Consider the following 12037-nt stretch of genomic DNA (forward strand, 5'->3'; position numbering starts at 1 on the left):
AAGTGTAGACACCCCAAATTTTCTTAGAACGCTTATACGTTGTCTTTATATGAATATTCTTAACCTGTTTTGCATCCAGACTAATTCCACTCATTAACATTGCTACGATTAAAGGAATATTTTTCATCTAACACCTCGCCCGCCTAATATGAAGCAAGATCTATTCCAAAAAACCTTATGTATTATCAACAACTTAAATGACCAATAGTGTCTAAACCTTATACATGACTGCTTTTATCAAGCAGTGGGCTTAGAAATTTAATGCAAGCTTAATTCTTCAGCATATAAGCACCACCTCATGATATATCTACAAGTAGTGATACAATAGAAACTAATATCATAAAATATTTTATAAAGTCATAAACACGAGACCTGAATATGATGAAAGAAAGAAAAAAATCATGGGATGAAAAAGTTAGTAAGGCGGAGGGAAGCTACTTGCGGGCCAGAAATAATATAGCTTTTGCAAAAAAATTCTATCAGAACTTATTTCTCTTAAATCCAGAAATTGAAGCATACTTTAAAGATACAGATTTCAAATATCAAGAAAAAGCTCTTATAAATGGAGTTAACATTTTATTTAGCTACCTACACAAAGATGAATTTGCAAAAAGCCAAATATCGCGTCTTTCTAAAGTGCACAATATAGGCGGTCTTAAGATCCACCCTCACCTATACTATTATTGGATAGAAGCACTAATTATTACAATACAAGAGCTTGATAACTCATGGTACGATGATTTAGCATATTACTTAAGAGAAGTTATAAACTACCCAGTTTCATTTTTCACATCTCAATACTTTCTCCCTCACGAATAAATCCACTCAGATGACAGAAAAGAATTGTTCTAAAAATGTAATTTATTTGATCTAATTTAGTTATAAGGAAAATTTATGACTAAAATATTCGTACAAGTGCTTTGCTTCTTCTCTCTAGCGACATCATCTTATGCTAAGAGAGAAATCATTAAAATATCTGATTTAAATATCACTACTAATAAAGAAAACGGCACCACTCTAGGAAAGATATCTGCCTCAGAGCTAAATGTAGATTTTGGCGGCAATGAATTTCAAGCAGAGGACAATGGGAAATTATTAAAAGGAAGTGTTGAAATTAAAGATCAACAATTCTCCGCTAAAGTTTCATTTGTTACATATAAAACTTCCTTGGCCCTAGATAACCCTCTTATAACTCTAGATCATTTATTTTTAAAAGATGCATTGATTAACTTTGATAAAGAAGAAATGTTTTTTGATGTTCCTTACATAAAGACAGGTAATGAGGATACTACCGTCTCTTCAAAGAATCTTAAAGGTAGTTGTGACCCAAAAGGAGACACCTCAACTGATATTGATATTGTTTGTTTAAAGAATGGTGTTCTTGAATCAGAACAAGCACAGCTAATAAATCAAAGTATGAATATACTCACTAATAATACGACAGCACTAATCTCCCCAGAGACTATTGCCATAGATGCTTCAAAGATTATCTTCACTTCTAATGGTGGAAAAACTCAAGTTGAGAAACTTAAGGCCGACTGTACCAATGGAGTAAAAACTCGTTTTGATATTAATGACTTTATAGAGGGATGTTTACAGCAGGCACATATCTTCTTGGATGAATTCTCAGAGTTTAATGAAGTTCCAAAAATCAATCTTAACAATAAAGGGCTCGTCGACTTAGAAGATATCAAGTTTGTTAAGGTTGATATCAGAAATAAGTATTTTGATATCCGCTCAAGAATAAAGATCTTCTTTCATTTAAATCTTAAGGTAAATGGTCAAGTCGTCCATGATGAAGAAAAACATATTTTAAAAATAAGTGTAGCTAAAGCTACTATTGCGGGCGTTCCGGCCAAGACAATGACGTTAATGATTTTAAAGTTATTCTTAGAAGAGGATTCTATAAAAATAGAAGGCGATACAATTTATATCGCCCTATAAAGGATTAGAGAGAGTGTTCGAAATCAACGAGGATATTTCGTGCAATCTCTTTCTCATTTTCTGAAAAGTTTCCACTTTCAATAATATCACTAACTGATAAATAGACCCCATCATACCTTGTCGCTCTAAGAGCAACTTTATTATAGAAGTTAATTCTAGGATTTTGATTATAGGCCTTAGTAAATGAAAGAACTGAAAGATCTAAGGTGAAAGCAATATTATAATCTGAAGTTCTATATAAATCTAAATCATCGGACATAGGAGGGTTTAGTTGATTCCAAAACTTTTGAGCCGTTAGCATCACCATCTGCTCAATCTCTATGACCTTTATTCTAGGGTACTTAGCAAGCTGATATCTCTTCTCTAAAACCATCTTGGCCATTGCTTGTACCATGATCCAAGAAAGGTATTCATTCGAGGCCGAATGTAAGTCAGGATGAATGATAAGAATTTGCTCTAGTGTATTAAAGGCTTTTTTATGTGCACATGGATAATCTTCAACATCTCCAACAGTACAACCAAATCTAAAATCAAAGAATGGATGAAAATCAATTACTAACCTGTGGAGCTCTTGTCCAATCTGTTCTTGAAGAACATAATTTTCCATTGTCACAGTAAGTTTATGGCGAGGGTTAGAGTTTCTTGCTGAAACACTTGTTAGTGAAAGTGTAATGAATGCAACAATAGCTAAAATCTTCATATGAAATCCTCTATAGAATAAGTATTTTTGAGTAAACAATTACTATAAAGATTAAGTTATCTAGTCAACGTTTAAAGGAGTAAATTAGGACTCTTATTTAGAAGATTGTAGAAAGTTGATTCAAATATTAGTGAGTTAGAAATATATTGAAAAAAATGGCAAAAAAAAAGGGCCTCTAAAGGCCCTCCATATTCTTTTTTGGTAAAACCAAAATTAGAACATATCTTTCCAAGCTTTACCTGGCTTAAACTTTGGAAGATTTTTTGCTTTAATTTTAATCTTCTCACCAGTCGCTGGGTTAACACCTGCTCTAGCAGCTCTTCTTACTTTAGAGAAAGAACCAAAACCGATTAGAGAAACATCTTCACCTTTTTTAACAGTTTTCTTGATAGTATCAATAGTAGTGTTAAGGAAAAGCTCAGCGTCTTTCTTAGTCATTGTTCCTAATTCTTTGTTCTTAAGGATTGCTTCTAATAATTCTTTCTTGTTCATAAATGCCTCCGTACATTGGGTTTATAAATATAATGGTGACGGATTTATTTTAACTTGGCAATACCTTTAACACCTTTATTTAAAGGTTTTTTTATTTTTTTTTACTTTAAGCCCCCTACAGCAAAGGCTCTAAAAAATGTCAAGAATGAAAAGGCAATAATAGAGGTAGATTTGAGATTTAAGAAAATCTTTTTAAGACTGAAATTATTTTTTCAGAATACTCTTTACTTTCCTCTAAGCATAGCTCATAGGAGAAGGAAAAACGAAGTGCAGACTTAGCATCTTCTTCATTAACTCCCATAGAAAGTAAAACACGACTTGGAAGAACTGCGCCAGATGAGCAGGCAGAACCTGAGCTAACATCCATTCTTGCAAGATCAAAAGCAGTGATGAGAATATCTGCTTTTCGACCCGGAAGAATAAGATAAATAGTATTTCCATTTCTTCTCTTAGAATCTTTAGATATTACTCTAGATTCACCAGAGAGATGCTCTTCGATAGAATCTTCAATAAGTTTTTTAGCATTATAAAGTTCATCATAGTTTTGATTCTTTAAAACATCTTCAAGAGCTAACTTTATAGAATAAATACCTGTAGTATTCTCAGTTCCAGAGCGCATTCCTTCTTGTTGCCCACCACCACGAATGAGTGAACAAAAAGGAAAAGTTTCTTTTACAAAAGAAAAACCAACACCTTTCATTGCTCCAAACTTATGTCCAGAGAAAGTGTATGCATCTATGATTTTATTTAACTGATTCCAATTTTCTATTTTACCAACAGACTGAACGGCATCAACATGAATAGAACAATTTGTTTCATCTTTGATTCTTGTAAGGTCATCTAGATCCCAAACAACTCCATTCTCGTTATTTACCCAAGTAAAGTTTAAAAGCTTAGGTCCATTAGTCGTATTTAAAAGAGAAATAACTTCTTCGATATCATAGTCACCATTCTTATCAACACCAAATGTTGAAACTTTATGGCCGTAAAGTTCTAATTCATCTTTGAGATTGTAAACACAACTATGATCAACTGCAGAGTGTACAAAATGCACTCTCTCGCCGCTTGCATAAAACTTTTGAGCAAATCCCTTAACTAGAGAGTTAATGCCCTCAGAGGCACCAGAATGAAAGAATAATTTATAATCAACTGGAACTGAGAAAGTTTCTCTTAGAAAATTCTTAGTCTCATTTATGAAGCGTTTAGATTTTTTACCAGAACTATGAATTGAAGAAGGGTTTGCAAAAAGCAAATCCCCGTTGGAAAGCCAGTCATGAACTGATTTCGCCAACGGGGATGTTGCATTATAATCGAAATAATATCTGTTATTGATTAATCTCGCCAATTGGATTCCTAATTGCGGAAGTCATTCCAATTGTATTCTCAAGTGTTGTCGTATTAGTAACTTCACTTTGAGTAGTGGCCTGCTCCGTCTTCGTTTCAATTTCAATCTCATTAGATTTGCGCATTAAATCACCAAGAGATGTCGTTGACAAGTACTCGCTCATGATTACGCCTAGATTTTGAAAATAATTCTTAGACAGGTGGAATTCTACTGTAGATGAAGTCTCTGCTTCAGTCCCTAGAATATCCTTAGCTGGGTTAATATTCTCACCCACACACTCAAGAATGTCCTTCATAGTGATTTGGTCCATGCTTCTAGCAAGTACATAACCACCACCCGGTCCTCTTACAGACTTAACAGCTTGCCCATTTCTAAGCTTTCTGAAAAGTTGTTCTAAGTAGTGAAGTGAAATGTTTTGTCTTTGAGAAATTTCTTGAAGTCTAACAGGGTTCCCGTTTGAATGGGTAGTTAGGTCAAGCATTGCTCTTACTGCGTAACGTCCTTTAGAAGTGAGTCTCATTGGTCTTCCTCCATAAATCCAATTAAAAGCTTAATAGCTCGGTGTAGTTGCATAATACAAGTTTGTGTTTACTTGTGTGTTGCTCTCTTGCTGGGTTCGCTTCCTGTGCTTTCCCAAAAAATTGATTATTTAAAACCAATCTTTCGTAAATAGTATGACAAGTTCAGGCGTCCTAAGTCAACTTGATTTCGGTTTAAAAACTAACCTTTTTTTCTTTATTTATTAAATTAAGAAATACTTGAGCTTTTCTTTTTTTAACATTGAGTAAATCTAGAGAGTTAGAGTCTTTTTATCAAGAACTTTTTATTATCTTAAGGTTAAAAGACAGACTTTATTGGAAAAAACCGTGTTTTTTCCTCGGAATATTTTTCCGCCCTATGTACTCAAGTATTCAATAAAAGGTGGTTAAAAATGGTGAAATAGTTGAATATTTCTTGAAAAAGTACCGCTTTTGTCATCTTCTTTTGAGTTTATTTCAAAAACGAGCTCATACACTTGCCAGTCATCATCTAAATTTCGAGAAATTTCTTTAAGGTATGGACTTCCCCACTCTACTAAAAAATATTCTTTATCTTCTAAATAAAGCTCTAACTCGAGGTGAACGACCTCTTCACTACTCTTTAGTCGATAGAAATCCGCATGAGCGCAATTGCCGTTTTCATTAACTACAGAGTATGTCGGAGAGCAGACTTCAACATCCTGATCCTCTCCTATAAAAAACTTTGTGAAAGTCGTCTTCCCCGCACCAACAGGACCAGAAAGCACAATTGCTGCAGGGCCTGGAATGATAGTTTTAAGCTCTTTAGAAAAACTTTCTAAATCACCTTCAAAAATATCATTCCATTTTTTTATAAGCTTCACTTTTCCCTACTAGTAAATATCTTCTTCGTTTAATTCTTTGAAAGCATCAGATAGATGTTCAAGTATAGAAGTTGCAGTCATTGCACGAACACCATAGTTTTGAGCAGAAATCTTCCCTGCAATAGTATGAGCTCCTACACCAAGACAGATGGCCTGATAGAGCATGCTCTTATCGACGAAAATTCCACTTTGTGATCTATCCAAAGGATTTTGTGCAAGTAAACCACCTAGTATTCCAGCGAGAACGTCTCCAGAGCCACCAGTGGCCATACCATCATTAGGATAATAATTAATAAATACATTACCATTTGGAAAGCCTAGAAATGAACAAGGACCTTTCATAATGAAACACGAGTTCGTTCTATCAACGACTTCTTTTAAATAATCAATTGGTCTTTGTAAAACTTCATCAACACTTGCACCAGTAAACTTTGCAAACTCTCCCATATGAGGAGTAAAAATAGTTGGATACTTTCTATTGTGAAGAAGTTCTACATCTTTTGTTAAATCTAAAACTTTAATGGCATCTGCATCAACAACAACAGGACCAGCAAATTGGCTTAAGAGTTCAACAACAATCCCTCTAGAGATATCATTAACACCAAGGCCTGGACCAATAACGACGGCATCATAACGATCTAGCTCACCGATAATGCTTTCTTTATCTTCAGCACTTGAAGGAATTAAACCAGTCATGATTTCAGGTAAAGATCTACCCGTAAGTTCGTAGTAACATTCTTTCCAAGTTGCCGCAGTAACAAGGCCTGATCCTACTTTAAGAGCACCAGTAGATGCCATAATACAGGCACCAGTAAGCCCTGGAGACCCACCAACAACGAGAGTATGTCCAAAAGAGTTTTTATGGGCAAATTTATTTCTTGCGCCGAATGAGTTTCCAATAATTTCAGGAGTAAGAAGAGCTTTATCTCCTCCACTTAAGAGAGACCTTGGGAACCCTACATCAAGAGTTAGAACTTGACCTGAGTGTCTTGCTCCCTCATCTATATAATGACCAGTTTTTGGGAGACCAATAGCTAGTGTAAAATCTGCTCTAATTGCAACAGAACTCTTTGCACCAATATTAGCAGTAATCCCAGAAGGTATATCAATAGCGACAGTGATACTGTTTGAATCATTTACGCAATTAAAGAGTTCAAAGAGATACTGTGAAAGAGGTAGTTTAAAACCAGTACCAAGAACGGCATCAATTACAATATAGTGTTCTTGAGTTTCTTCAAAGTAACTTTGTACTTGATTAATATTTCTAACTTCATTAATTCTTACGCCGTAAGACTTAGCTAAGTGAACTTGTTTTTGCTGTTCTTCACTTGACTGCTCATCGTCAGGAAAAAGAATAAAAGCTCTTACTCTATGACCTCTATTTACTAAATTTCTAGAAATCGCAAGACCATCAGCTGCATTATTTCCTCTTCCTACAAGAAGTACAATTTCTCCAACATATTCAAGTTCTTCTAATATAGTTTCTTCAATAAAGTCGGCACCTCTTGTCCCAACATTTTCAATTATAAGTGATTCTGAAAAACCAAACTCTTCGATTGAAGTTTTTTCAATTTCTTTCATTTCATTTATATCAACAACTCTCATTTTCTAATCCTTTAGACTGTAAGGGTAATCATTCATACAAGTAACCATATCTCTAACAACTTTTGAAAGTCCATCAAATAACGCCTGACAAACGATCCAGTGACCAATGTTATACTCTTCAAATAAATTATTCTCCAGAAGAGGAATAAGACTCTCAGAAGTAAGTCCATGCCCTGCATGACAACCTATCTTTTTTGAAGTTAGAAAAACTTTTGCGTTTTTATATTGTGAAATATAACTATCGTAACTCTCATTATTTAAAAAAGCGCGCGCGTAATCACCAGTATGAACCTCAACAGCGTCAATAGGCATTTCACTTGCTAATGTTAGTGTTTCAATGTCACCTTCAAGAAATAATGAAATCTTTAGGCCAGCAACTTTTGACTTAAGATACTTACAAGTAGATAACACTTTATCAAAATTTGCTTTATTTTTTAGGTCTAAACCACCCTCAGTCGTTTTCTCTTCACGTTTTTCAGGAACAAGACAAATCCAGCTAGGAGCAGTTGCTACTGCGATCTCAACGATTTCATCATTACATCCCATTTCTAAATTTAATGGCTTTCCAAATTTTTTAGTTACTAAGTGAACAGCTTCAACATCAGTATCTTGAATATGTCTACGATCTTCTCTCAAGTGAATTGTGATTTGATCTGCACCATCTCGAAGAACTGTATTAGCAGCGTCTACGATACTAGGGTAATTTTCTCCCCTGGCCTGTCTTAAAGTTGCCACATGATCGATATTAACGCCTAATCTTGCTTTCATTACTGCTCCCTAACTACCAAGTTCTTGTGTTAAAATATTTATTAAATTATCGCAAATCTCTTGGATGTCTTCTAATTTTTCACCTTCAACCATAACTCTAACGAGAGGCTCTGTTCCGGAATAACGTACAAGAATTCTTCCACGATCACCAAGAGACTTCTCAGCTGCCTTTAAAGCTGTTTGAAAAACAGGTATATCTTTAAAAGGTGTTTTCTCTTTAACAACTTTATTCTGTAAAAGTTGTGGGTAAAGATTAACTTCCTTTATAAGCTCTTTAATTGATTTATCATAGAATTTCATTGCTTCTATGGCCTTAAGCGCTGCAAGACAACCATCACCTGTAGTGGCATATTCACCAAAGATAACATGTCCAGAAGGCTCTCCACCTAGGACACATTTATGGTCTCGCATATATTCTACAATGTATCTATCACCAACTTTAGTTCTATGGAACTTTAGACCAAGTGATTTTATATAATTTTCTAATCCAAGGTTAGACATAACTGTTCCAACAACAGTGTCACCTTTTTTCATTTTGCCAGTATCAAGAAGAAACTTTGCAAATAATCCAATTAGAGCGTCACCGTTAACAACGTCTCCATCTTGATCGATAACAGTCAATCTATCAGCATCACCATCTAAACATATTCCAATGTCTGCTCTATATTTTTTGACATTTTCACATGCTAACTCAGGATGAAGAGACCCACAGCCAGAGTTTATATTTTGACCATTAGGACTTACGCCGATTGAAATAACTTCTGCACCTAGTTCGTCAAACATCATAGGAGCAACTCTATACCCTGCACCATTAGCACAGTCTAGAACAACTCTCATATTATCAAGCTTACAGCTATTATCTAGAGTTGATTTTACATTTACTAAATATCTACCAAATACTTCTTTAAGTCTCTTTGCATTTCCAAGCTCTCCACCAATTTTTACAGGCATTAGCTGTAGATTTAAGACAAGCTCTTCTAGCTCAAGCTCAACTTCATCAGGAAGCTTATTACCAACAGAGTCAAAAATTTTAATTCCATTATCTGAATAATGGTTATGTGAAGCACTTATCATTATCCCTGCATCCGCTCTCATAGACTCAGTTACAAAGGCGACCCCAGGAGTTGGAAGAGGACCAGTTAAAATAACTTCTCCACCTTGAGAACAAACACCTGCAGCGAAGGCCTGCTCAAACATATAGCAGCTAAGACGAGTATCTTTACCTACAATAATTAAAGGTTTTTTTCTTTTAGTGTGACCTTGAAAATAATGAGTAACTGCTCTTCCAAGAGCTGTCGCAATTTCAGGAGTCATAGGGTAAACATTTGCTTTACCACGAATACCATCTGTACCAAAAAGTTTTCTTTCCGACATACTTTCCTCTTATATGGCCTCTGTTAATGGGCCTGTTATTCCTAGAAACATATATATTATCGATTACTTACATTAATAGATTGGGGGTTGATTTGCAAAAGGTGAATCCCCTCAGGCAGCTTTGCACGTAACTTAACACGATGCACCCCTTTCTTGTCAGGAACATCTGCAATAACCTGAACACTTGATGCTGTTAGACGAACTCCTTCAGGAGCAAGAACATCAAGTGATACGTATCTAGTTTTTGACTTCACGTTACTTGAACTGGATAAGAATCTAATTTTTATTTTCTTGAGTGTTAAGTTCGCCTTACGGGGTTTAACAACATATGAGAAATCAAGAGCTGTCGCCCTCTTAGATTCTACCCTTGGGTCAATATCTGCAAGAGCAATTTTCATTTCACCAGAGCCTTCAAGTGTAGATATATCAATTGGAGCTGTTTGTACTTTTGATATCTTTCTCATCACTTCTATTGGTCCGGAAATCAAAACTTCTGAAGGCTCAATACTTGTTTCCATTAACTTTAAGTCACTTGGTATTGACCCTACAAGGTTCATTTTTACAGGAACATTCTTTCTTATTTCTTTTTGTAATTCCACTTTAAATTTATCAGGCTTCACATCGACAACCTGGACACCAAAAGGTACTGCAATGTCCTCAGGAGAGAGGAATATATTGAAGCCACCCTTCTTCTTATATGGGTAATTCTGTAATTTTATAAAGACGTTTTCTTCTCTCTCAACCATAGTTCTAATGAATGCACGAGAGCCTTTAATCTTAACATTTAACTTCTCTGGAGTTAGATTTGAAACACTGAATCCAGATGGAGATACCAAGTGAAGAGTCATTGAGTGAGTAACTTCTTGCGGTTCAGAGTTTAGAACGTAAAACCATATAAAAACTGCAAATAATATACTTACAAACTTTAAAAGGTGTCGTGAATATTCATGATTCTTTTTTAGAACCTTTTGCCAACCTTTCATTCTAGTCCTTGAGCTTAATAGGTTTTAATTTTTCATCTAGTTTTTCATTGGACCAAACATGCTTAAGGTATTGTCTCAGTTGATTTTCATTTCCACATGCATAGAAGATTCCATCGAGACATATATTAATACGTCCTGTTTCTTCACTAACAGTGACAACAATAGCATCAGAAATTTCTGATATGCCAAGAGCTGCCCTATGCCTAGTACCAAGGTGTCTATCTATTTCGATATTATTAGAAAGTGGTAAAAAGCAACCTGCCGCAGCAAGCTTACCATCTTGTATTAATACTGCTCCATCATGTAACGGTGAAGAGGGTTGAAAAACAGAATATATAAGATCAGAGTGTATTTCTGCCCCTAGTCTAGTTCCTGTTCCAACTATATTTTCTAACCCATGTCTTCTTTCAAATACGATTAGAGCACCGATTCTTTCTCGACTTAAAACTCCTGCGGCCTCTACAACTTCTTCAATTTCAAGATATTCAGATTTATTATTAAATATACCTAAGACTTTTCGCCCCGTCCCAACATTGGCAAGAGCAGAACGTAATTGATCTTGAAAAAGTATAATAAAGATAATGACAAAATAATCAAAAAAGTGAGTAAGAATCCAATTTAAAGAATAGAGTTTATAATAGAGAGACACACCGTAAAGTCCTAAAACAAGAACTAGGCCGAGCATAACTTGAAGAGCTCGTGTTCCTTGAACTATTCTAAGAATTTGATATAGAATAATAGCGACAATGGAGATATCCATTACATCTTTTATTCCAATCTGGTGGTAGAGGATCTCAATGATTCCCAAAGGGGTTCTCCCAATTTAAATTGATATATACGAGTATCGACATATAATGACTAAATATTGAGAATAATGTGAATAAATAAAGAAAGGAAGTCAATTGAATTATCAAACAATCACAATAAGCACGCATGGTGAGAGATTTTATAATATTACAAATGAGGTCAAAAAGACTCTTTCAAAAACAGTTCGGACTAATCAAAGTGGAGTTCTCCATCTATTTATCACTCACACGAGCTGTGGTCTTACAATTAATGAATCCTATGACCCATCAGCAAAAGAAGACCTAGAATGCTTTTTAGATCATATCGCCCCAAGAAACTTGCCTTTCATTAAACATACAGATGAAGGTCCTGATGACTCTCCTTCCCATATGAAGACGTTACTAGTAAATCAATCAATGTCTTTCGTTGTAGATAATTCAGAATTAGTTCTTGGGACATGGCAAGGGATCTATCTCTGTGAATTTAGAGATAGTCCCAAGCAAAGGTCTATTATATTTAAGTTTGTAAAAGATTAAGCGGCTTCTTTCTCTTTAGAGCTAGTTTCAACTTGAACACTCTCTAAAACACTCGAAGACTGAAGTAGCTTCTTTCTTAAGGCCTCTCTAGAGATTCCCATCTCCTTAGCGGCCTTTGACTTA

Annotated in this window: 13 protein-coding genes; 3 read left to right on the top strand and 10 right to left on the bottom strand. The window is 35.0% G+C overall.

Annotation, left to right across the window (positions count from 1 at the left end):
• Positions 1-378 precede the first annotated feature (378 nt).
• Both ABX784_RS12145 and ABX784_RS12150 read left to right on the top strand, forming a co-directional pair.
• Entirely contained in the window at positions 379-819 is a 441-nt protein-coding gene (locus ABX784_RS12145; RefSeq protein ID WP_372655316.1) for a globin domain-containing protein, read from the top strand.
• 75 nt (positions 820-894) lie between these two features.
• Positions 895-1944, top strand: a complete 1050-nt coding sequence (locus tag ABX784_RS12150; protein WP_372655317.1) for a hypothetical protein — start codon at positions 895-897, stop codon at positions 1942-1944.
• A gap of 4 nt (positions 1945-1948) precedes the next feature.
• Here the strand turns inward: ABX784_RS12150 and ABX784_RS12155 are convergent, their stop codons facing one another.
• From ABX784_RS12155 to cdaA, 10 genes are all read right to left on the bottom strand, one after another.
• Entirely contained in the window at positions 1949-2644 is a 696-nt protein-coding gene (locus ABX784_RS12155) for a hypothetical protein (protein WP_372655318.1), read from the bottom strand.
• A gap of 213 nt (positions 2645-2857) precedes the next feature.
• Complete coding sequence (locus tag ABX784_RS12160; RefSeq protein ID WP_372655319.1) at positions 2858-3136, bottom strand: HU family DNA-binding protein; 279 nt, start codon at positions 3134-3136, stop codon at positions 2858-2860.
• 178 nt (positions 3137-3314) lie between these two features.
• Positions 3315-4481, bottom strand: a complete 1167-nt coding sequence (locus tag ABX784_RS12165; RefSeq protein WP_372655320.1) for a cysteine desulfurase family protein — start codon at positions 4479-4481, stop codon at positions 3315-3317.
• A complete protein-coding gene (locus tag ABX784_RS12170) occupies positions 4462-5001 on the bottom strand; it encodes an Rrf2 family transcriptional regulator (protein ID WP_372655321.1) in 540 nt (179 codons plus the stop codon). The genes ABX784_RS12165 and ABX784_RS12170 overlap by 20 nt, the downstream gene beginning before the upstream one ends.
• Before the next feature lie 405 nt (positions 5002-5406).
• A complete protein-coding gene (gene tsaE / locus ABX784_RS12175) occupies positions 5407-5862 on the bottom strand; it encodes a tRNA (adenosine(37)-N6)-threonylcarbamoyltransferase complex ATPase subunit type 1 TsaE (RefSeq protein WP_372655322.1) in 456 nt (151 codons plus the stop codon).
• Between the two features lie 9 nt (positions 5863-5871).
• The gene (locus tag ABX784_RS12180; RefSeq protein WP_372655323.1) at positions 5872-7467 is read right to left on the bottom strand and encodes an NAD(P)H-hydrate dehydratase; all 1596 of its coding nucleotides are present in this window, start codon (positions 7465-7467) and stop codon (positions 5872-5874) included.
• A gap of 3 nt (positions 7468-7470) precedes the next feature.
• The gene (locus ABX784_RS12185; protein WP_372655324.1) at positions 7471-8235 is read right to left on the bottom strand and encodes a pyridoxine 5'-phosphate synthase; all 765 of its coding nucleotides are present in this window, start codon (positions 8233-8235) and stop codon (positions 7471-7473) included.
• A 9-nt stretch (positions 8236-8244) separates the two neighbouring features.
• Positions 8245-9609 carry a phosphoglucosamine mutase gene (gene glmM / locus ABX784_RS12190; RefSeq protein ID WP_372655325.1) on the bottom strand — a complete coding sequence of 455 codons (1365 nt, stop codon included), beginning with the start codon at positions 9607-9609 and terminating at the stop codon, positions 8245-8247.
• Positions 9610-9665: 56 nt separating this feature from the next.
• Complete coding sequence (locus tag ABX784_RS12195; RefSeq protein ID WP_372655326.1) at positions 9666-10592, bottom strand: CdaR family protein; 927 nt, start codon at positions 10590-10592, stop codon at positions 9666-9668.
• A gap of 1 nt (position 10593) precedes the next feature.
• Positions 10594-11400: a diadenylate cyclase CdaA gene (gene cdaA / locus ABX784_RS12200; RefSeq protein ID WP_372655327.1), complete on the bottom strand. Its 807-nt coding sequence runs from the start codon at positions 11398-11400 to the stop codon at positions 10594-10596.
• A 94-nt stretch (positions 11401-11494) separates the two neighbouring features.
• Between cdaA and ABX784_RS12205 the strand changes: the two genes are divergently transcribed.
• Positions 11495-11914: a secondary thiamine-phosphate synthase enzyme YjbQ gene (locus ABX784_RS12205; protein ID WP_372655328.1), complete on the top strand. Its 420-nt coding sequence runs from the start codon at positions 11495-11497 to the stop codon at positions 11912-11914.
• Positions 11915-12037 lie beyond the last annotated feature (123 nt).

The sequence above is a fragment of the Halobacteriovorax sp. genome (assembly GCF_041587335.1).
Lineage (GTDB): Bacteria > Bdellovibrionota > Bacteriovoracia > Bacteriovoracales > Bacteriovoracaceae > Halobacteriovorax.

Bases quoted from the DNA above. Each gene is read 5' to 3' on its own strand.
- ABX784_RS12155 (WP_372655318.1), bottom strand. From the start codon at position 2,644: ATGAAGATTTTAGCTATTGTTGCATTCATTACACTTTCACTAACAAGT.
- ABX784_RS12160 (WP_372655319.1), bottom strand. From the start codon at position 3,136: ATGAACAAGAAAGAATTATTAGAAGCAATCCTTAAGAACAAAGAATTA.
- ABX784_RS12145 (WP_372655316.1), top strand. From the start codon at position 379: ATGATGAAAGAAAGAAAAAAATCATGGGATGAAAAAGTTAGTAAGGCG.
- glmM (WP_372655325.1), bottom strand. From the start codon at position 9,609: ATGTCGGAAAGAAAACTTTTTGGTACAGATGGTATTCGTGGTAAAGCA.
- ABX784_RS12150 (WP_372655317.1), top strand. From the start codon at position 895: ATGACTAAAATATTCGTACAAGTGCTTTGCTTCTTCTCTCTAGCGACA.
- ABX784_RS12170 (WP_372655321.1), bottom strand. From the start codon at position 5,001: ATGAGACTCACTTCTAAAGGACGTTACGCAGTAAGAGCAATGCTTGAC.
- ABX784_RS12180 (WP_372655323.1), bottom strand. From the start codon at position 7,467: ATGAGAGTTGTTGATATAAATGAAATGAAAGAAATTGAAAAAACTTCA.
- ABX784_RS12195 (WP_372655326.1), bottom strand. From the start codon at position 10,592: ATGAAAGGTTGGCAAAAGGTTCTAAAAAAGAATCATGAATATTCACGA.
- ABX784_RS12185 (WP_372655324.1), bottom strand. From the start codon at position 8,235: ATGAAAGCAAGATTAGGCGTTAATATCGATCATGTGGCAACTTTAAGA.